The sequence below is a fragment of the Pseudomonas sp. WOUb67 genome, assembly GCF_050058005.1.
GTDB lineage: Bacteria > Pseudomonadota > Gammaproteobacteria > Pseudomonadales > Pseudomonadaceae > Aquipseudomonas > Aquipseudomonas putida_R.
Map to the genome: position 1 here is coordinate 6,240,541 of NZ_CP170112.1, position 18,726 is coordinate 6,259,266.

The following is an 18,726-nucleotide window of genomic DNA, read 5'->3' on the forward strand; positions in this document are numbered from 1 at the left end:
CTAATGTAATTTTCTAATAATGGATGCAGACAGTCAGTCCAAAGGCGGTACGGGAAGCCCGCGCTTGGCGTAGAAGGCGTCGACAAAGGCGGCCAATTTACCCTGTTGAATAGCCTCGCGTAAACCGGCCATCAAGCGCTGGTAATGGCGCAAGTTGTGGATGGTATTCAGCATGCTGCTCAACATTTCGCCGCACTTGTCCAGGTGATGGAGATAGGCACGGGAGAAGTTGGTGCAGGTGTAGCAGTCACAGGTCGGATCCAGCGGCGATTCATCGTGGCGATGGAACGCATTGCGGATCTTGATCACCCCTGTATCGACGAACAGATGGCCGTTACGCGCGTTACGCGTAGGCATCACGCAGTCGAACATGTCGACGCCGCGGCGCACACCCTCAACGAGATCTTCCGGTTTGCCTACCCCCATAAGGTAACGAGGTTTGTCAGCCGGCATCATGCCCGGCAGGTAATCCAGCACCTTGATCATTTCGTGCTTGGGTTCGCCCACCGACAGGCCGCCGATGGCCAGGCCGTCGAAGCCGATGTTTTCCAGGCCTTCCAGCGAGCGCATGCGCAGGTCCTGGTACATGCCACCCTGGACGATGCCGAACAGCGCCGCCGTGTTGTCGGCGTGGGCGTTCTTCGAGCGCTGGGCCCAGCGCAGCGACAGCTCCATGGAGGTACGTGCCACGTCGTGCTCGGCCGGGTACGGGGTGCACTCGTCGAAGATCATCACCACGTCCGAGCCCAGGTCACGCTGCACCTGCATCGACTCTTCAGGGCCCATGAACACCTTCGAGCCATCGACTGGCGAGGCGAAGGTCACGCCCTCTTCCTTGATCTTGCGCATGGCGCCCAGGCTGAATACCTGGAAGCCACCGGAGTCGGTGAGGATCGGGCCTTTCCACTGCATGAAGTCGTGCAGGCCGTTGTGCTTCTTGATCACCTCGGTGCCCGGGCGCAGCCACAGGTGGAAGGTGTTGCCCAGGATCATCTCGGCGCCAATGGCCTCGATATCGCGTGGCAGCATGCCCTTGACCGTGCCATAGGTGCCCACCGGCATGAACGCCGGGGTTTCCACCGTGCCACGTGGGAAGGTGATGCGGCCACGACGGGCCTTGCCGTCGGTAGCCAGCAGTTCGAAGGACATTCGACAGGTGCGACTCATGCTTGATCCTCGGGGCCGCGTGGCGCCGGATTGCGGGTGATGAACATGGCATCACCGTAACTGAAGAAGCGGTACCCGTTCTCGACCGCCGCCGCGTAGGCAGCCATGGTCTCGGGGTAACCGGCGAACGCCGAGACCAGCATCAGCAGCGTGGACTCCGGCAGGTGGAAGTTGGTGACCAGGGCATCGACCACATGGAACGGCCGGCCCGGGAAGATGAAGATGTCGGTGTCGCCGCTGAAAGCCTTGAGCACGCCATCGCGCGCCGCGCTTTCCAGCGAACGCACGCTGGTGGTACCGACCGCGATCACCCGGCCGCCGCGTGCGCGACAGGCCTCGATGGCATCGACCACATCCTGGCCCACTTCGAGCCATTCTTTATGCATGTGGTGGTCTTCGATCTTGTCGACCCGCACCGGCTGGAAGGTGCCCGCGCCCACGTGCAGGGTAACGAAAGCCCGCTCCACGCCCTTGGCAGCAATCTTTTCCAGCAGCGCTTCGTCAAAGTGCAGGCCCGCAGTGGGTGCGGCAACCGCACCGGCGCGCTGGGCGTACACGGTCTGGTAGCGCTCACGGTCGGCGCCCTCGTCGGGGCGGTCGATGTAGGGCGGCAGCGGCATGTGGCCGACGCGGTCGAGCAGTGGCAGCACCTCTTCGGTGAAACGCAGCTCGAACAGCGTGTCATGGCGTGCGACCATTTCGGCCTCGCCACCGCCATCGACAAGGATGACCGCGCCTACTTTCGGCGCCTTGCTGGCACGCACATGGGCCAGCACCCGGTGGCTGTCGAGCACGCGCTCGACCAGCACTTCCAGCTTGCCGCCAGAGGCTTTCTGGCCAAACAACCGCGCCGGGATCACCCGGGTGTTGTTGAACACCATCAGGTCGCCGGGGCGCAGGTATTCGAGCAGGTCGGGGAATTGCCGGTGCGACAGCGCGCCGGTCGGCCCATCGAGCACCAGCAGACGGCTGCCATGGCGCTCGGCCAACGGGTGGCGGGCGATCAGGGAATCAGGGAGTTCGAAGGAAAAATCGGCGACACGCATGATGATGTTCGGTTCGGCAGGGCCGGGAAGTTTAGCCCAACGCGTGAAAATTGACCATGAAAGCCGATTGACCGACTAGCGGCACCTCTCTATACTGCGCGCCACACGCCCTGATGGCGGAATTGGTAGACGCGGCGGATTCAAAATCCGTTTTCGAAAGGAGTGGGAGTTCGAGTCTCCCTCGGGGCACCAAAATCCGGAAAAAACCGACCTTATGGTCGGTTTTTTTGTGCCCGACGATTATGTCGGGCTACAGCAAACGTCCTCTCAGGGACGAACCGCGGTCACTTCGATCTCAACCCGCCAGGCAGGGTGCGCCAGGCCTGCAATCTGGAACGCCGAGCGCGCAGGAAGCACTGGCTGCTTGGCGGCTGGCCCGAAGAACTGGGTGTAGCCGGCCATGAAACCGTCGAAATCCATCTTGCCGCCGTTCTCCGGCCCGCCCACCAGGAACACCTGCATCTTCACCACGTCAGTGAGGCCAAGACCCAGCCCTTTCAGCTGCTGCTGGATGCTTTCAAGCACATTGATGGTTTGTGCCTTGGTATCACCGTAGGCTTCCAGCGAATCCTTGGGCGCATCGGGGTGGATCACCGACGGGACGGAACCGCTCAGATAGACGATCGACTTCCCGGCAGGAATCTCCACGGCCGACGAGATAGGGAAACTACCTGCGCCATGGCGCACGATATCTTGTGCATGAGCGCTGCCGACACCGGCTAATCCCAACGCCAGTGCAGCAACGGTCTTGAAAGCGAATTTCATAGTTCTCTCCTGATGGTTACACAAGAATGTACACGCACCGATGATGCGTGTACGGGTCATTCCATTGCGGTATGTGTACTTAGAATCGATACAAACTGAAGGGTTGCGGGTCCAGCACCGGCGCCTTTCCAAGCAGCAGGTCTGCCGTCAGCTCGGACGACACCGGGCTTTCCGTCATACCCCAACCGGTCGCGGTGTTGATGACCAGGCCTGGGTATTCGTTGACTTGCGAAATGATCGGGTTCTCATCCGGGGCGATGGCCATGGCACCGCTCCACTGATCGATCAACTTCGCATCCTTGAAGGCAGGGAACTCGACTTTCAGTTTTTCCAGCGATGCATCCAGCTCCGGGATATCCGGGGCCGCCGTCATCAGCCTGTTTTTCTCGAAGGGCGATACCTCGTCCAGCCTCCAGTGCGTTGGCTGAGTGAACGAATCGATCAGTTGCTTGTTGAGTGAGATGTGCACCGGGAAGTCGGGGATGGCCAGCAATGGCAGGTATTTATAGCCATACATGAACGACTCTTTGACCACCGGGGCAACCACGACGCGCGGCGAGGTGGCGTATGTACCGTCGGCCTGCTCGCGGAAGTAGATGTTCCCTGGCAGTGCGACGTTGCCCCCCGGCGCACGGGGTGCCGCGCTGATGATTTGCTGGGACTGGTAGGCGGGCAAGGTCGGCACATCGACGCCCAGGTTCTGCATGAACAGCCTGGACCAGGCGCCGCCGGCCACGACCACGCGAGAAGTCCTGATGGCGCCCTTCTCGGTCACCACATCGGAGATGACGCCTGCCTGGGTTTCCAGGCCCCTTGCGGCGCAGTGGGTGTAGATGCGCACACCCACTTTCTTGGCGTACTCCGCCATGACAAACGATGCGCGCTCGGCGTCCAGGCTACCGGAGTCTTCCTCGAAACCTGCAATTTTCCAGCTCGAGGATGCACCGCGCAGCCGCTGTTCGAGTTCATTACCTTGAATGATCCGAGTCTTGAAGGGGTTGTCCGCTGCTACTTCCCGGCTTTTGACATCGATCCACTTTCTGACGCCTTCCAGGTCTTCTTCATCGAAAGGCACTTCGACCCGGCCTTGTGTGCGATAGCTGGTATCTGCACCCACTTTGGCGTTCATCTCGCGCCAACGTTGTTTGGCAAGATGGTGCAACTGGAACGTCGCATCAGGCATCTTGTAGGTCATGACCTGACCATAGAACCTGCAGGACTGCTCGCCGGCAATATCACCTTTTTCAACGACGACTACCGAGAGGCCACGCTCGACAAGATTGATCGCGGTCATGAGCCCCAGAATACCAGCGCCAACAACGACGACGTCTGCCTGCTTGGGTAGCGCACCTTCGGTGCCTTCTACAAAACCAAACCGCGGTTTGCCGGGGATCAACCGGCCTTCGCGGGTCAGCAAGGGGGTCAGAATGCCTGCGCCACCTGCGATAGCCACGACGCCGCCGCCGATCAAAAATTTACGCCTCGTCATTCCCATGACACTTTCCTTTCCTGGTAATCGGTGTGGGTTGCATCAGATCAGGCGGCGGGTCACGTAACTGGCCGCCAGCCGCTGCGATCAAATTTCGGCCGTCGCGTGCTGGCTGATGCTTAAAATTGAAGGGCGGCTATTTTGTTGATGACCCGGGTCGGGAAAAAGCGCTGTGGGCAAATACTTAGTTCAGCTATTTTGAAACTATCAAGCAGGAGACATAAATAGTTAATATGGCGACACCCAATACCCGGAAGTTGGAAGTTAGTTTTACGAAGAAGTTGGCTTAGTTTCGAAAGTTCGCTGAGGCAATAGGCGCGCGAATTCATTAGTTCGTGTGCGCGGCAGCCCATCGCGACACAAGACCGCTCCTACAGGCACTGCGCAAGCGTCAGGCCGCGTTTACCTGTAGCAGTGGCTTTAAAACCGGTGCCATCCACCGCGGCGACTGATTCGCGGGCATGCCCGCTCCCACAGGGACCGCGCAGGCTTCAGGCTTATGCAGTCCCTGTGGGAGCGGCTTTAGCCGCGAACACCGGCGAAGCCGGTGCCATCCACCGCGCTGGGTGCTTCGCGGGCATGCCCGCTCCCACAGGGACCGCGCAGGCTTCAGGCTAATACAGTTCCTGTGGGAGCGGCTTTAGCCGCGAACACCGGCGAAGCCGGTGCCATCCACCGCGCTGGGTGCTTCGCGGGCATGCCCGCTCCCACAGGGACCGCGCAGGCTTCAGGCTCATGCAGTCCCTGTGGGAGCGGCTTTAGCCGCGAACACCGGCGAAGCCGGTGCCATCCACCGCGCTGGATTCTTCGCGGGTGAACCCGCTCCCACAGGGACTGCGCAGGCATCAGGCTCATGCAGTCCCTGTGGGAGCGGCTTTAGCCGCGAACACCGGCGAAGCCGGTGCCATCCACCGCGCTGAATTCTTCGCGGGTGAACCCGCTCCCACAGGGACCGCGCAGGCTTCAGGCTTATGCAATACCTGTGGGAGCGGGCGTGCCCGCGAACACCGGCGCAGCCGGTGCCATCCACCGCGGCGCCTGATTCGCGGGTAAACCCGCTCCCACAGCAGAGCGTGCCCGGCTTTAGAAATCAGCCCGCAGGGTAACGGTATAGTTGCGCGGATCCCCGTAGTAGTTCGCCGCATACAGCCAACCGATGCTGGAGAAGTACTTCTTGTCGAACAGGTTGTTGCCGTTCAACGACACGCTGAAGTTCTTGTTGATCTGGTACGCGACCCGGGCGTTCCAGATCGCATAACCCGCCTGTTCGATCTTCCCTACCCCATCCGTGCCGCCAAAGTTGCCGTGGTAGTTGCGGCTCTGGATGTTGGCGCCACCGCCCACGGTCCACTGCTCCAGTTCACCGGGCAGGTTGTAGTCCGCCCAGAACCGCATCAGGTGTCGGGGCGTATAGGTGTTGAAGGTGCCGCCGGCCTCGGACTCACCATCGGCCGGGTCGTTGCGGTACTCGGTGTGGGTGTAGGTGTAGCCCGCGAACAGTTGCAAGCGGTCCAGCACTTCGCCGCTGATCTCGGCATCAAAGCCCTGGGTACGCACTTTGCCGCCGGCCACATAGCAGTTCTCCCCACCGCCTACTCCACACTCCGCGGCTTGCGCACGATTCTCCTGGTCAACCTGGAACAGTGCGAAGCTGGTATTGACGCGCCCGTCGAACAGTTCACCTTTCAGGCCCAACTCATAGTTGGCCCCTTCGATGGGCTTCAGCGGGGCGTTGTCCACGCTCAGTTCGGTCTGCGGCTTGAAGATGTCGGCGTAGCTCACATAGGCCGACCACTGATCGTTCAGCGCGTAGATGAGGCCACCATAGGGCGTGAACTCGCCGCTCTCCCGTGAATGGGCCGGGGTTGGCGATACGCCGTTGAACCGGTGCAGTTCGTAGTCGTAGGTGTAGTTGCTGGTGCGCCCGCCAAGTACCAGGGTCAGTGGGTCGGTCAGCTTGTAGCGCGTTACGGCGTAAACCCCGTTCTGGCGGATCTTGCCTTTGGATGTGCCGGGGTAGGTGTTTGTCCCCTCCTTGCCCAGCAGTTGATCCATGGTCGGGCGCTGCGGCGAGACCGGGTCGTAGATATTCATCGGGCCCAGGTTGATGAAACCGCCTTGCAGGTCGTCGGTGTGCAGGTCGCTGGCGTTGGCGCCCACCACCACTTCGTGCTCCCGGCCAAAAGCACGCCACTTGCCGGTCAGGTTGATGTCAGCGCCCTTGTTGATGTTCTCGAAATCGTACAGGTAGGCACGCGAGCGCATGCCGTCACCGGTTGCCGGGTCTACCGCGCCACGGCCAAAGCTGTAGAGGATGTAGTTGGTTTCGCGCATGTAGCTGCCGGAGGCTTTCAGGCGCCAGTCTTCGTTGAAATCGTGGGTAATGTCGGCGAAATAGGTGGTCTGCTTGTTGTCCCACTTGTTCCAGTCCGCACCGGTATAGGTGGACCGGCTGACATTCACCGCGCTGCCGTCCTTGTTGCGCGGCAGGCCGCTGAAGAATGGTGTGGAGTGCAAGTCCTCCACGCTGGCGCCCGCCGCTACCGTGGTGGCGTCGCCGAGGTCGTATTCAAGGATGCCGTAAAGCACGTTCTTGCGGCTCTCGGCCGTGTCGTAGAAGTAGTTCTGGTCTTCATGGCCGGCCACCAGGCGGCCGCGCAGCGAGCCGTCGGCGTTGAGGGGGGCGCTGCCGTCGATGGTCTGGCGATAGGTGTCCCAGGAGCCGGCGCTGGCCGTGACCGACAATGACGGCTCGGCTTTTGGCCGCTTGCGTACCAGGTTGATCGCAGCACCGGGGTTGCCGCTGCCTTGCAGCAGGCCGTTGGCGCCGCGCAGGATCTCGACACGGTCGTACAGCAGCGTGTCGGAAGTGAAGCTGCTGCCGATGGCGTAGTAGCGGCGGTCCAGCGGCACGCCGTCGTACTGGATGGTTTCCACCTCGAAACCACGGGAATAGATGTACTTGCCGCCCGAGGGGCTCTGCAAGGTGGTGATGCCGGTGGTCTTTTCCAGCACTTCATCCAGCGTGTCCAGGCGCTGGTCGTCCATGGCCTTGCGCGTGACCACGCTGACCGACTGCGGGATGTCCTTGAGGCGGTGCGTGCCCTTGCCGATGGTGACGGCATTGGAGGTGTAGCTGCCCGAGCCTTCGGTGGTTGCTCCATCCTGAACACCACTGATGTTCAGCGGCTCCAGGTTCAAGGCGGCACCGCCAGCGGCGGCACTCAACGGGACGGGCTGCAAGCCGTAGACATTGTTGCCGCGGCGCACGGCCTGCAGCCCGGTGCCGGCCAGCAGGTGCTGCAAGCCTTCTTCGATACCATACTGCCCCCGCAGCCCCGGGCTGGACAGGCCACGGGTCAGCTCCGAGGTGTATTGCAGGGTAAACCCGCCTTCACTGGCGAAGCGGGCCAGCACCTGGGCCAGGCTGCCGGACGCGATGCTGAAGGCTTGCGGCGCCTGGGTAGGCGCGGCCAAGGCGTGCAGGCCGGCACCTTGCAGGGCAATGGCCAGTGCGCTCAGGGCAAGTACCCGTCGATAGCCGGGCACGCGCGTTTTACCCCTGGCGATGTTGGTCATGGCGACCGCTGAAGAAGAGCGATTCATTGAGAAATTGTCCCTTTATGTGTGGCAGTTCCACAGATAAGGACTGATGAGTTGAATAATCGGGCCAATTCTCATTAACGTTTGCTCACGGTCACCCAGTAGCGGGTGCGGTAATCCACCTGCACCGCCAAGGTGGCAGGCAGCGCGGCCAGAATCGCGTCGGTGTTTCCCAGCTGGAAAGCGCCACTGATCAGCAGGTGCCCGACATCGGCCTGACAACGCAGCCAGCCGGGCCGGTAGCGCCCCAGTTCATTGAGAAATTCGCGCAAGGGCATCTCGTCGACCACCAGCTGACCACGGGTCCACTGGCTGTCCTGTTCACGGGCGGGCGCCACGGCGCCCTGCCCCCTGGCATCGAAGGTAAGCTGCTGGCCGGCATCGAGGGTTTGCGGTGGGCCAGCGGTAGGCGTCACCATCACCGCGCCCTGGAACACGGCCAGCTGTGTGGTGCCCTCGCGCTGGCGGACCATGAAGCGCGTCCCCAGGGCCTCCATCAGGCCTTGCGCGGTGGCGACGCGCAGCGGCCGGTGAACGGCGCTGTGGGTATCCGGCCCGCTGTCGACCAGCACCTCGCCACGGCGCAGGCTGATCAGCCGTTGATGCGTGTCGAAATCCACCTCCACGGCGGTATCGGTGTTCATGTCCAGCAAGGTGCCGTCGGCCAGCGTCAGCTGTTTGTGCTGGCCAACGTCGGTGGCATAAGCCTCCTGCGGCGCAAGCTGGCGATAGCCCACATAGCCGAGCGGCGCGACGATGGCCAGTGCCAGCATCTGCTTCATTGCCTGGCGGCGCTCGCGGTTCAAGGTGCCCATGGCCAGTTGTTGCGGCAACAGGCCCAGTTGGGCCTGAACCCGCAGTGCCTTCTGCCAGGCCCGCTCATGTTCGGGAGCGGCCGCGCGCCAGCGGCTACAGGCTGCACGCTGAGCCGGGCTGACGGCTTCATCGAGCATCAGCATGTGCCAGTTGGCTGCTTGTCGAGCCACTTCCGGGGTGATGCGGGGTTGTTGGCTGGGCATCAGAGGTCGTCGTCGAACAGAATGCAGGCTTGCAGGGCGTTGGCCATGTGCCGCTTGACCGTGCGCTCGCCAATACCCAGGCGGCGCGCCACTTCGATGTAGGTCAGGCCCTCCAGCTGCACCAGCAGAAACACCGAACGCACCACCGGCTTGAAGGTGTCGAGCAGTGCATCCAGCTGCTGCAGGGTTTCGCGCATGGACCACTGCTCCTCGGCAGACAGCGCGAACAACTCGGGGAGTTGCGCGAGCATATCCAGGTAGGCGCGCTCCAGTGACTGGCGGCGGAAATGGTCGTACACCAGCCGCCGGCTGACCGTTGCCAGGTAGGCCCGGGGGCGTTGCAGACTCAGGCTGGCGCCAGCCTTTTGTTGCGCCTGGAGCACCCGCAGGAAGGTGTCCTGTGCCAGGTCGGCAGCTTGCGCCGAGCAACCCAGCCGCCGGTAGAGCCATTGCTTGAGCCATCCGTTGTGCTCGGCATAGACCTGACTCAGATCGTCGTTTATCACGGGCATCCCTCCGGGCGAGGATGGCACCTTAGATGATAACGATTATCAGATCAATTTTTCCTGTCCCCGCCTTGGCTCAGGCGCTCTTCATGCCAAGATTTTCAGCAAACCGAAGCAGGTAGCCGTCCGGGTCCTGCACCAGGAAATTGCGCTGGCTGACCAGCATGCTCCTCCAAGGCCAGCAGAATCTTGTTTTCCAGCGCCATGAGGTCTTCGGACGTAGCTCAATAGAGCTCACGCCCACCCGAGAAAATATCTCGCCACTTTGACGCCGCCCCAATGGCTCTAAGGCCTGCAGCCATACCAGCATTCTATTGGCCGCCGTCATGACTAACACTTAAGCTGTCATTCGTCGGATATATGCCGAAAGTATTGTTAGCGTAATGGCACTTAGCCATAGTTGCGTTCCCTTTTCTCCACGCCCTGTGTGATACATGAAAACAATCGCGCCCTGTATGGCGGCAATGATGCTGCTCAGTGGGTGCAATGGAGTGCCAACGTCGTACGTTTCAGATCCCGTCTACAGCCAGGCGTTCGTGGTCACTTCGGGTGCCCCGCTGCCGATGTTGCTGATGGCCAGCGCCATCCAGTGGAACGAGGATTACGCAGTAACCGCCAAACACACCCCCTTCCTGCGCAACGTAGTCCACGAGGGCCTCGGTGACGTGGTGTTCTTCAAGCACAAGGCCAGCGCCGTGCCGCACTGGCGCCAGTACGTGCCGGGGGAAGCCGTGACGGCGGTGGGTTTCAACAGTTTCATGATGCCGATGCAGGGCAAGGGCCATGCCCTGCCGTCGCTGGTACGGCTTGAGGGTACGCCTGGCAGCGTCTTCTACTCGGTGCATGACGGCCCGATCACCAAGGGCATGTCAGGTGGGCCGGTGTTTGCCGATGATGGCACGGTGGTGGGTATCAACGTGGCCATCATTCCTACCAGCGAGATCGACGCCGGCAAGCGCCCGGACCTGGCTGGCAAGGACCGCATCAGCGTGTTCATGTCGTTCAGCGAGATCGACAAGGAATGGCGGCGTTTTCAGTACCTGACGGCACACAAAGGCAAGCCTCAGGCACCGGCTTCGATCAAAGGCTACGTGGCGGTTGCCACCAAGCCGTGAGGCGGGTCGCGATTGAGGATGGAAAGCGGCTTATGATGTGCGGCTGATGGCCTATTCGCGGGTGAACCCGCTCCCACAGGACCTGCACAGGATTTGAGTCTTGTGCAGTACCTGTGGGAGCGGGTTTACCCGCGAAGAGGCCCTGCCAGCCAGTGCAAGAAGGACCTGCCATGCACCTGACCCACCGCCCCATCCAGCCTGCCGACATCCCCGTCATCTGCAACTTTCCGCAGAACCCGGACGAACTGTTCTACATGTTCCCCAAAGCCACCTACCCCCTCACCCCCGACCAGTTGAGCGACGCCATCGCCCAACGCAGCGGCTCCACGGTGGTGGAAGGTAACGGCGCTGTCCTGGCCTTCGCCAACTTCTACAAAGCAGAAAACGGCGGCGTATGTGCCCTGGGCAACGTAGTGGTGGCCCCCAGCGCCCGCGGCCTTGGTGTAGCGCGTTATCTGGTAACCGCCATGAACGAACTGGCCCGCCAGCAGTACAGCGCCCGGGAGGTCTGGGTGTCTTGCTTCAATCACAACACCGCAGGCTTGCTGCTTTATCCACAACTGGGCTTTACACCGTTCGGCATCGAGGAGCGGCAGGCATGGGATGGCACGCGGGTAGCGTTGGTGCAGATGAAGCAAACACTGACTTAACCGAGCTGGATCAGCGGGTCACTGCATGTGGCTGAACGAGAAGGTCCACTCCCAGGGCACGAATGACCCTCAATACAGTGTCAAAACGAGGCTTCGCGCCAGGGCTCAGCGCCTTATACAGGCTTTCTCTACCCAGCCCACTCTCCGTAGCAATATGTGTCATGCCCCGTGCACGAGCGATATGGCCAAGTGCTCGAATGATTTCCTCGGTATCGCCATCTGATAGCACCTGGCTAAGGTATTCACTGATTGCCTCATCGCTGCTCAACAAGGCTGCCATATCAAACGGGATCAATTTTTCGCTCATTTCATCTCCTTCAGCAGCTTTCTGGCTTTGAGGATGTCGGCGGCCTGGGTCGACTTGTCGCCGCCGACCAGCAGTAAAACCAACCTTTGCCCCTTTTGCGTGAAATAGACGCGATAACCGGCAGCTACGTCGATGCGAAGCTCACCAATGCCGCCTCCAAGCCATTTGAAGTCACCAAGATTCCCCGCCGCCGCTCGCTCCAGCCTACGACCTATCGCCAGCCTGGCCCTCAAATCTCTCAAGCTCGATAGCCAAGCGGCAAAGCTTTCCGTCTGTTCAACGAGAAACATCAAGTGGTCACCCAATCGTATCCTTATGGATACACCCGTTCAAGTATTGAAGCGACCCACTCTGTCGTTTTTCAGCTGAATCAGGAATTCAGGCACATCTCATAAGCTGGTCGGATTTTTCCCTTCGTTACAGCTACAAAATCCCTTGCAACATTCCACCCTCGAACCTTCGACGAGCCTCGACGTCCGATCCTGCATCCCCCGCGTTTCGAGGTACCCCGCGTGAAAGACATCATCATCCGCAAGTACCGCCTGGCCGTGAAGACCATCGGCTACATCGGCTGGTCGCTGTTCTGGCTGCTGATCTGGGATGTGCTGGTCACCATCGACTTCATGCTGTTCTTCAACAGCAAGTTCACCCTGCCGCTGATCCCATTGACCTTGCTGGGCTCGGCGCTGGTGGTGCTGGTGAGTTTTCGCAACAGCAGCGCCTACAACCGCTGGTGGGAGGCACGCACGTTGTGGGGGGCGCTGGTGAACGGGTCGCGCAGCTTCGCACGGCAGACGCTGACCCTGATCGATGACACGGACGATGGCCTGAACCCGGTCAAGGCCACATTGCTGCGCCGGCATATCGCCTATGTGAACTGCCTGGCGGCGCACCTGAAGGGTGAACCGTGCCCGGACGAGTTGATGGCGTTCATTCCACCGGCAGAATTCGAGCGGCGCAACCGTTCGAACAACTTTGCCAATGACATTCTCGGCGGTTCGGCGGCCTTGCTGGCCCGGGAATACCAGGCCGGGCGGCTGGACAGCATCCGCCTGGCCCGGCTGGAGTCGACGCTGGTGGACCTGTCCAACGCCCAGGGTGGCATGGAGCGGATTGCCAATACGCCGCTGCCTTACCCTTATGTGTATTTTCCTCGGCTATTCATCACCCTGTTCTGTTTGATTGTGCCGGTGGGGCTGGTGGAATCGCTGGGTTGGTTTACGCCGCTGGCATCGACGGTGGTGGGGTTCATGCTGCTGGCCATCGAACGGATCGGGACTGATCTGCAGAGCCCGTTCAGGTTCAGTGAGCACCAGATCCAGATGGATACCATTTGCGAGACGATCGAGCGCAACCTGGAGTCGATGCAGCGGGAGGCGCAGTGTGCTGAAGTTGTGGGGGGCTGAGGTATTTTGGGGCTGCTTTGCAGCCCATCGCGACACAAGGCCGCTCCTACAGGGACTGCGCAAATGTCATGGGGTGTAAAGCGGCGCCAAAAGCACTCAGGCGCGCACATAGCGCTGGCGCAATGCATCGCTCAACACATCCACCAGCAACACCAGCACCAGCATCCCGATGATCACCGTGCTGGCCTGGGCCTCCTGGAACAGGCTCAAGGTGGTGTACAGCATCTGCCCCAAGCCACCCGCCCCGACAAACCCCAGCACGCTGGCCATGCGGATGTTGTTCTCCCAGCGGTACAAGCTGTAGGCCAGCAACTGCGGCCACAGGTTGGGCAAAGTACCAAAACAGAACGCCGCCACCTGGCTGCCGCCCTGCAGGCGGATAGCCGCTGCCGGCTCTGGGGGTGCGTTCTCCAGCGCCTCGGCAAACAACCGCCCCAGCACGCCAGCGGTATGCAGCGCCAAGGCCAGGGTGCCGGCATTGGGGCCAAGGCCTGCCGCCAGCACCGTCAATGCCGCCCATACAAGCTCAGGGATGGCCCGCAGTGCATTCAGCAACAACCGCGACACAGCCTGCAACGGCCAACCGAAACGCCCCGCCGCCGGCAGCGCCAGCAACAGCCCCAGCACCATCGCCAACAAGGTGCCCAGGCCGGACATGGCCAGCGTCTCCAGTGCGCCACGCCACACTGCCTTCAGGTGCTCGGCAGACAAGTCCGGGTGCAGGAAACGCCCGGCATACTCGCCCATCTGCCCCAACCCGCCGTTGCCGACCAGTGCGCGCAAGTCCAGCTCCAGGTAAGCAAACGAAGCCACTACCGCCACCGCGATGGCGCCAAGCAGCATCAGGTTGATCACCCGGTTCATGCCAGTCTCCAGCGCAACAGGCGACTGAGCAGGTCGGCCAGCATCACCAGCACCAGGAACGTCAGCAGCATGCTCGCCACCTGCGCACCGGCGAACATGCGCATCGACAGGTCAATCTGCTGCCCCAGCCCGCCAGCACCGACAAACCCCATCACCACCGATGCCCGCACTGCGCACTCCCAACGGTACACGGTGTACGACACCACTTCCGACGCAGCATTGGGCAGGATGCCGTACAGAAACGCCGTCAGCCGGCCGCTGCCCGCCTGCAACAAGGCATGGGCCGGGCGCTGGTCGACCGACTCGAAAATCTCGGCGTAAACCTTGCCGAGCATGCCGCTGTAGGTAATGGCGATCGCCAGCACGCCGGCCGTTGGCCCCAGCCCCACGGCCCGCACAAACAGCAGCGCCCAGACAATTTCCGGCACGCTGCGCAGAAAAATCAGCAACCCGCGCACCGGCAGGCGCAGCAAGCGCGACCACAACCCGGCACGCCCGCCACGGTGGGCGGCACGCAACGACAAGGCGCGGCTGGCCATCAGCCCGGCCGGAACGGCCAGCAGCAATGCCAACGCCATGCCCGCAGTGGCCACGGCCAGGGTTTGCAGTGTGGCCTCGTACAGCAACGCGAGAAAGTCGGCATCGTGTGCCGGTGGCCAGAAGGCGCTGGTGAAACTGGCAATCTGGTGTCGGTTCTCAGCCTGCAGCAATACCCACGGGTTCAGCTCGCTCAACTGAATGCCAGGCCAAAGCACGACAACTGCAAGCAAGGCCAGCAGCAACCGCGGCAGCAGGGCCGGGTCGCGGGTGTCGGCCTTCAGCATCGCGGAATCTGCACGGTCAGGGTCGGCCCCTGGGTTGGCGGCGAGGCCAGTTGTTCGTTGGCGTAGAGCGCATCCAGCATGGGCTCGGTGACCGCATCAGCCGGGCAGTCAAACACCACCTGCCCTTCGCGAATACCAATCACCCGTGGGAAATGCGCCAGCGCCAGCTCCACGGCATGCAGGCTCGCCACCAGCGTCACACCGTTGGCCTGGGCATGGCGGTTGAGCAAGGCCAGGCTGTGGTCGGCCAGCACCGGGTCCATGGCCGACACCGGCTCGTCGGTCAGCAGCACCTGCGGCCGCTGGTACAGCGCCCGGGCAATGCCCACCCGCTGCAACTGGCCACCGGACAATTGCCCGCACTGCACGAACAGCTTGTCGGCCAGGCCCAGCTCGGCCAAAACCTGGCGCGCCCCCGGCACATCGCCGGGGTACAGCAGGTTGAGCAAACCGCGCAGTACACCCCACTGCCCCAGGCGGCCCGCCAGCACGGCGGTCACCACCCGCTGGCGCGGTGGCAAGGGCGGTGCCTGATGCACCAGGCCCACCCGCGCCCGCAAACGTTGGCGTGCCCCGGCAGGCAACGCCCAAGGCTGCTCGCCCAGCAGCTCCAGGTACCCGCTGCTGGGCTGGATGGCCGTGGCCATCAGGTGCAGCAAGCTGGACTTGCCAGCCCCCGAGGGCCCGATGATAGCAACGCGCTCGCCCTGTTCGATGCGCAGGCTGACCGCATCAAGCGCGCGTACCGGGCCATGACGCAGGCTGGCACCGTGCAGATGGATGGCTACATTATTCGAAGCAGTCACTTGAGCAGGCCGGCCTCGCGTGCGGCTTGCTCGGTACCCTTGTAGTTCTCCGGCCTGGTTTCGATGAAGCGGCTGGCGGCCTGCAGGTCGAGGATCGCCTTGTGCTCCGGCTTGGCCGGGTCGAGGTCAAGGAAGGCTTTCTTGATCTTGTCTTTCAACGCCGGGTCCATGTTGCCGCGAACGGTCCAGTTGTAATCGAAGTAGGTCGGGGTGGTGGCGAACACCTTCACCTTGCTGGTATCGACCTTGCCGGCATCCACCAGCTTTTGCCACACACTGGCGTTGAGCACGCCACCATCAACCTTGCCAGCCTGTACCCAGGCCACGGTGGCGTCATGGGCGCCAGAGTAGGCCACGCGGCTGAAATACTTTTCAGGGGTGATTTGGTCTTCCTTGAGCATGAAGTAACGCGGCATCAGGCTGCCCGACGTGGACGAGATGGACCCAAAGGCAAACGACTTGCCCTTGAGGTCGGCCAGGCTCTTCACGTCGGGGTTGGCAGTGATGAACTTGGAGGTAAATTGCGCATCCTGCTCACGCTGCACCAGCGGCGTGGCAGTCGGGTCTTTCAGGTGTACCTGGACAAAGGTAAAACCGCCCAGCCAGGCCAGGTCCAGGCGGTCGGCGGCCAGCGACTCGACCACCGCCGGGTAATCGGCCACCGGTACGAACTTGACCTCCATGCCCAACTGCTTGGCCAGGTACTCGCCCAATGGCTTGAACTTGCGCTGCAGTTCGGTAGGCGCTTCGTCGGGGATGGCGCTGACCCGCAGGGTTTCAGCAGCCTGAACGGCAACGGCACAGCAGGACAGTACAAGACCGGCGGCGAGCGCCAGGGGGCGTTTGAACATGAGTGTTCTCCGGTTCAATAGCGGGGAATGGCCAACATGGATGCCAGCACCGGCAAGTATAAGAGGCAAAGGCCCGATGGCCAGCTTTGCTAAACTCGCGCAACAATCTGACCTGCCGAGGTACGTATGAGCGAGCCGATTCGCCTGACCCAGTACAGCCATGGTGCCGGCTGTGGCTGCAAGATTTCACCCAAGGTGCTGGATGTGATCCTTGCCGAAAGCGGCGCCCAGGCCCTGGACCCGAAACTGTGGGTGGGCAACGCCTCGCGCGACGACGCCGCCGTGTATGCGCTGGACGATGAGCGCGGCGTGGTCTCGACCACCGACTTTTTCATGCCCATCGTCGATGACCCGTACGACTTCGGCCGCATCGCCGCCACCAACGCCATCAGCGACATCTACGCCATGGGCGGCGACCCGCTGATGGCCATCGCCATCCTTGGCTGGCCAGTCAACGTGCTGCCCCCGGAAGTCGCCCGTGAAGTGATCCGCGGCGGCCGCGCCGTGTGCGCCGAAGCCGGCATCCCGCTGGCCGGCGGCCACTCCATCGACGCCCCCGAACCCATCTTCGGCCTGGCCGTGACCGGTGTGGTCAGCAAGCGTCACCTCAAGCGCAACGACACCGCCACTGCCGGCTGCCGGCTGTACCTGACCAAGCCGCTGGGCATCGGCATCCTCACCACCGCCGAGAAAAAGGCCAAGCTGCGCGCGCAGGACCAGGGCCTGGCCCGCGACTGGATGTGCACCCTCAACACCCCCGGCAGCCGCTTCGGCAAGCTCGACGGGGTCAAGGCCATGACCGACGTCACCGGCTTCGGCCTGCTCGGGCACCTGGTCGAGCTGGCTGAAGGCAGCGGCCTCACTGCGCACCTGGACTACGCCGCCGTGCCCCGCCTGCCCAGTGTCGACCACTACCTGGCCGAGGGCTGCATCCCCGGCGGCACGCTGCGCAACTACGAAAGCTACGGGCACAAGATTGGCGCCCTCAGCGACGACCAGAAACACCTGCTGTGCGACCCCCAGACCAGCGGCGGCCTGCTGGTGGCGGTTGCGCCGGAAGGGGAAACCGAGTTCCTCACCTTGGCGGCCGAACTGGGCCTGCAGCTGTCGCCGATCGGCAAGCTGGTCGAGCGACAGCGCCACGCGGTCGAGGTGATCTGATGCGCCCCGACTGCACCGACTTGCGCCAGCTGTTCCTCGACGACGTGCCGATGATGGACATGCGCGCCCCTGTCGAATTCGCCAAAGGCGCCTTCCCAGGTGTGGTCAACCTGCCATTGATGAACGATCAGGAGCGGCAGAAGGTCGGCACCTGCTTCAAACAGCAGGGCCAGGCGGCTGCCATCGCCCTTGGCCACCAGCTGGTCAGCGGCGCCAGCAAGCAGGCGCGGATGGACGCCTGGGTGGCCTTCACCCAGGCCCACCCGCAAGGCTACCTGTATTGTTTTCGGGGCGGCCTGCGTTCGCAGATCGTGCAGGGCTGGCTGCGCGATGAAGCGGGCATTCAGTACCCGCGTGTCAAAGGCGGCTACAAGGCCATGCGCACCTTCCTGCTGGAGACCACCCAGCAGGCGGTGGCGCAATGCGATTTCGTGCTGCTGGGCGGCCTGACCGGTACTGGCAAGACTGATGTGCTGCACCAGCTGGACAACGTGCTGGACCTGGAAGGCCACGCCAACCATCGCGGCTCCAGCTTCGGCAAACGCGCCACCGCGCAGCCGGCGCAGATCGATTTCGAAAACCAATTGGCCATCGACGTGCTGAAAAAGCGCGCCGGCGGAATCGGGCAGTTCGTGCTGGAGGATGAAGGCCGCATCGTCGGCAGTTGCACGGTGCCGCTGGAGCTGTACCAGGGCATGCAGCAGTACCCGCTGGTGTGGCTGGAAGACAGCTTCACCCATCGCGTGGAGCGCATCTTGCGCGACTACGTGGTCAACCTCAGTGCCGAATTCGTCAGCGTGCATGGTGAGGAAGACGGCCGCCGGTTGTTTGCCGAGCGCATGCAGCAGAGCATGGCCAATATTCACAAGCGCTTGGGTGGCGAGCGCTATCAGCGACTGTCGGCGATGCTGGGCCAGGCCCTTGAAGAGCAACAACGCAGCGGCGCGGTGGACCTGCACCGGGGCTGGATCGAAGGGTTGCTGAACGAGTATTACGACCCGATGTATGCCTACCAGCGTGCGGCGAAGGCAGAGCGCATCGAGTTTGCCGGGGATGCCGTGGAAGTGCGCGAATACCTCAAGGCCCGGGCACTGCGCAAACCTCATCATTAGCACCGGCACAGCCGGTGCGCCAAACCGAGTCGCCT

The 18,726-nt window shown here is 62.3% G+C and carries 18 protein-coding genes and 1 tRNA gene; 6 read left to right on the forward strand and 13 right to left on the reverse strand.

Annotation, left to right across the window (positions count from 1 at the left end; translation table 11 throughout):
• Positions 1–33 precede the first annotated feature (33 nt).
• Entirely contained in the window at positions 34–1,149 is a 1,116-nt protein-coding gene (tgt, locus tag ABOC32_RS27650) for a tRNA guanosine(34) transglycosylase Tgt (protein WP_016501406.1), read from the reverse strand.
• Between the two features lie 14 nt (positions 1,150–1,163).
• A complete protein-coding gene (gene queA, locus ABOC32_RS27655) occupies positions 1,164–2,213 on the reverse strand; it encodes a tRNA preQ1(34) S-adenosylmethionine ribosyltransferase-isomerase QueA (RefSeq protein ID WP_426809605.1) in 1,050 nt (349 codons plus the stop codon).
• Positions 2,214–2,320: 107 nt separating this feature from the next.
• Here queA and ABOC32_RS27660 point away from each other — a divergent pair.
• A tRNA-Leu gene (locus ABOC32_RS27660) sits at positions 2,321–2,405 on the forward strand.
• 75 nt (positions 2,406–2,480) lie between these two features.
• Here the strand turns inward: ABOC32_RS27660 and ABOC32_RS27665 are convergent.
• The 5 genes from ABOC32_RS27665 to ABOC32_RS27685 all read right to left on the reverse strand — a co-directional run bounded on the left by ABOC32_RS27665 (position 2,481) and on the right by ABOC32_RS27685 (position 9,601).
• Complete coding sequence (locus ABOC32_RS27665) at positions 2,481–2,978, reverse strand: RidA family protein (RefSeq protein ID WP_426809606.1); 498 nt, start codon at positions 2,976–2,978, stop codon at positions 2,481–2,483.
• Between the two features lie 79 nt (positions 2,979–3,057).
• Positions 3,058–4,473, reverse strand: a complete 1,416-nt coding sequence (locus tag ABOC32_RS27670) for an NAD(P)/FAD-dependent oxidoreductase (RefSeq protein WP_426809607.1) — start codon at positions 4,471–4,473, stop codon at positions 3,058–3,060.
• Positions 4,474–5,550: 1,077 nt separating this feature from the next.
• Positions 5,551–8,073, reverse strand: coding sequence for a TonB-dependent siderophore receptor (locus tag ABOC32_RS27675; RefSeq protein WP_426809608.1), 2,523 nt, complete (start codon positions 8,071–8,073; stop codon positions 5,551–5,553).
• Positions 8,074–8,147: 74 nt separating this feature from the next.
• Positions 8,148–9,089: a FecR domain-containing protein gene (locus ABOC32_RS27680; RefSeq protein WP_426809609.1), complete on the reverse strand. Its 942-nt coding sequence runs from the start codon at positions 9,087–9,089 to the stop codon at positions 8,148–8,150.
• On the reverse strand, positions 9,089–9,601 hold the full coding sequence (locus ABOC32_RS27685) for a sigma-70 family RNA polymerase sigma factor (RefSeq protein ID WP_426809610.1): 513 nt from the start codon (positions 9,599–9,601) through the stop codon (positions 9,089–9,091). Before ABOC32_RS27685 ends, ABOC32_RS27680 begins: the two co-directional genes overlap by 1 nt.
• Before the next feature lie 461 nt (positions 9,602–10,062).
• On the opposite strand from ABOC32_RS27685, the gene ABOC32_RS27690 reads away from it, so the two are divergent.
• Both ABOC32_RS27690 and ABOC32_RS27695 read left to right on the forward strand, forming a co-directional pair.
• The gene (locus ABOC32_RS27690) at positions 10,063–10,710 is read left to right on the forward strand and encodes a trypsin-like peptidase domain-containing protein (RefSeq protein WP_426811666.1); all 648 of its coding nucleotides are present in this window, start codon (positions 10,063–10,065) and stop codon (positions 10,708–10,710) included.
• Between the two features lie 170 nt (positions 10,711–10,880).
• Positions 10,881–11,360: an N-acetyltransferase family protein gene (locus ABOC32_RS27695; RefSeq protein ID WP_426809611.1), complete on the forward strand. Its 480-nt coding sequence runs from the start codon at positions 10,881–10,883 to the stop codon at positions 11,358–11,360.
• A gap of 10 nt (positions 11,361–11,370) precedes the next feature.
• On the opposite strand, the gene ABOC32_RS27700 is transcribed toward ABOC32_RS27695, so the two are convergent.
• Together ABOC32_RS27700 and ABOC32_RS27705 are read right to left on the reverse strand one after the other, a co-directional pair.
• The gene (locus ABOC32_RS27700; protein ID WP_190869679.1) at positions 11,371–11,667 is read right to left on the reverse strand and encodes an addiction module antidote protein; all 297 of its coding nucleotides are present in this window, start codon (positions 11,665–11,667) and stop codon (positions 11,371–11,373) included.
• The gene (locus ABOC32_RS27705) at positions 11,664–11,957 is read right to left on the reverse strand and encodes a type II toxin-antitoxin system RelE/ParE family toxin (protein WP_019472637.1); all 294 of its coding nucleotides are present in this window, start codon (positions 11,955–11,957) and stop codon (positions 11,664–11,666) included. Before ABOC32_RS27705 ends, ABOC32_RS27700 begins: the two co-directional genes overlap by 4 nt.
• Positions 11,958–12,179: 222 nt before the next feature.
• Here ABOC32_RS27705 and ABOC32_RS27710 point away from each other — a divergent pair, with 222 nt between their 5' ends.
• Positions 12,180–13,073, forward strand: a complete 894-nt coding sequence (locus ABOC32_RS27710; protein WP_426809612.1) for a bestrophin family protein — start codon at positions 12,180–12,182, stop codon at positions 13,071–13,073.
• 96 nt (positions 13,074–13,169) lie between these two features.
• Here ABOC32_RS27710 and phnE read toward each other — a convergent pair whose 3' ends face one another.
• From phnE to ABOC32_RS27730, 4 genes are read right to left on the reverse strand one after another with little or no spacing between them, the layout of a single operon-like run.
• A complete protein-coding gene (gene phnE / locus ABOC32_RS27715; protein ID WP_426809613.1) occupies positions 13,170–13,937 on the reverse strand; it encodes a phosphonate ABC transporter, permease protein PhnE in 768 nt (255 codons plus the stop codon).
• Positions 13,934–14,761 (reverse strand): PhnE/PtxC family ABC transporter permease, encoded by an 828-nt coding sequence (locus ABOC32_RS27720; RefSeq protein WP_426809614.1) that lies wholly within the window; start codon positions 14,759–14,761, stop codon positions 13,934–13,936. Before ABOC32_RS27720 ends, phnE begins: the two co-directional genes overlap by 4 nt.
• Positions 14,755–15,567: a phosphonate ABC transporter ATP-binding protein gene (locus tag ABOC32_RS27725; protein WP_426809615.1), complete on the reverse strand. Its 813-nt coding sequence runs from the start codon at positions 15,565–15,567 to the stop codon at positions 14,755–14,757. The genes ABOC32_RS27720 and ABOC32_RS27725 overlap by 7 nt, the downstream gene beginning before the upstream one ends.
• Entirely contained in the window at positions 15,564–16,418 is an 855-nt protein-coding gene (locus ABOC32_RS27730) for a putative selenate ABC transporter substrate-binding protein (protein WP_426809616.1), read from the reverse strand. Before ABOC32_RS27730 ends, ABOC32_RS27725 begins: the two co-directional genes overlap by 4 nt.
• A 126-nt stretch (positions 16,419–16,544) precedes the next feature.
• On the opposite strand from ABOC32_RS27730, the gene selD reads away from it, so the two are divergent.
• Both selD and mnmH read left to right on the forward strand, forming a co-directional pair.
• Positions 16,545–17,579 carry a selenide, water dikinase SelD gene (selD, locus tag ABOC32_RS27735; protein ID WP_426809617.1) on the forward strand — a complete coding sequence of 345 codons (1,035 nt, stop codon included), beginning with the start codon at positions 16,545–16,547 and terminating at the stop codon, positions 17,577–17,579.
• Positions 17,579–18,691: a tRNA 2-selenouridine(34) synthase MnmH gene (mnmH, locus tag ABOC32_RS27740; RefSeq protein WP_426809618.1), complete on the forward strand. Its 1,113-nt coding sequence runs from the start codon at positions 17,579–17,581 to the stop codon at positions 18,689–18,691. The genes selD and mnmH overlap by 1 nt, the downstream gene beginning before the upstream one ends.
• Positions 18,692–18,726 lie beyond the last annotated feature (35 nt).

Bases quoted from the DNA above. Each gene is read 5' to 3' on its own strand.
- queA (WP_426809605.1), bottom strand. From the start codon at position 2,213: ATGCGTGTCGCCGATTTTTCCTTCGAACTCCCTGATTCCCTGATCGCC.
- tgt (WP_016501406.1), bottom strand. From the start codon at position 1,149: ATGTCCTTCGAACTGCTGGCTACCGACGGCAAGGCCCGTCGTGGCCGC.
- ABOC32_RS27705 (WP_019472637.1), bottom strand. From the start codon at position 11,957: ATGTTTCTCGTTGAACAGACGGAAAGCTTTGCCGCTTGGCTATCGAGC.
- ABOC32_RS27680 (WP_426809609.1), bottom strand. From the start codon at position 9,089: ATGCCCAGCCAACAACCCCGCATCACCCCGGAAGTGGCTCGACAAGCA.
- ABOC32_RS27700 (WP_190869679.1), bottom strand. From the start codon at position 11,667: ATGAGCGAAAAATTGATCCCGTTTGATATGGCAGCCTTGTTGAGCAGC.
- ABOC32_RS27665 (WP_426809606.1), bottom strand. From the start codon at position 2,978: ATGAAATTCGCTTTCAAGACCGTTGCTGCACTGGCGTTGGGATTAGCC.
- mnmH (WP_426809618.1), top strand. From the start codon at position 17,579: ATGCGCCCCGACTGCACCGACTTGCGCCAGCTGTTCCTCGACGACGTG.
- ABOC32_RS27695 (WP_426809611.1), top strand. From the start codon at position 10,881: ATGCACCTGACCCACCGCCCCATCCAGCCTGCCGACATCCCCGTCATC.
- ABOC32_RS27685 (WP_426809610.1), bottom strand. From the start codon at position 9,601: ATGCCCGTGATAAACGACGATCTGAGTCAGGTCTATGCCGAGCACAAC.
- selD (WP_426809617.1), top strand. From the start codon at position 16,545: ATGAGCGAGCCGATTCGCCTGACCCAGTACAGCCATGGTGCCGGCTGT.
- ABOC32_RS27690 (WP_426811666.1), top strand. From the start codon at position 10,063: ATGCTGCTCAGTGGGTGCAATGGAGTGCCAACGTCGTACGTTTCAGAT.
- ABOC32_RS27670 (WP_426809607.1), bottom strand. From the start codon at position 4,473: ATGGGAATGACGAGGCGTAAATTTTTGATCGGCGGCGGCGTCGTGGCT.
- ABOC32_RS27720 (WP_426809614.1), bottom strand. From the start codon at position 14,761: ATGCTGAAGGCCGACACCCGCGACCCGGCCCTGCTGCCGCGGTTGCTG.
- ABOC32_RS27730 (WP_426809616.1), bottom strand. From the start codon at position 16,418: ATGTTCAAACGCCCCCTGGCGCTCGCCGCCGGTCTTGTACTGTCCTGC.
- phnE (WP_426809613.1), bottom strand. From the start codon at position 13,937: ATGAACCGGGTGATCAACCTGATGCTGCTTGGCGCCATCGCGGTGGCG.
- ABOC32_RS27675 (WP_426809608.1), bottom strand. From the start codon at position 8,073: ATGAATCGCTCTTCTTCAGCGGTCGCCATGACCAACATCGCCAGGGGT.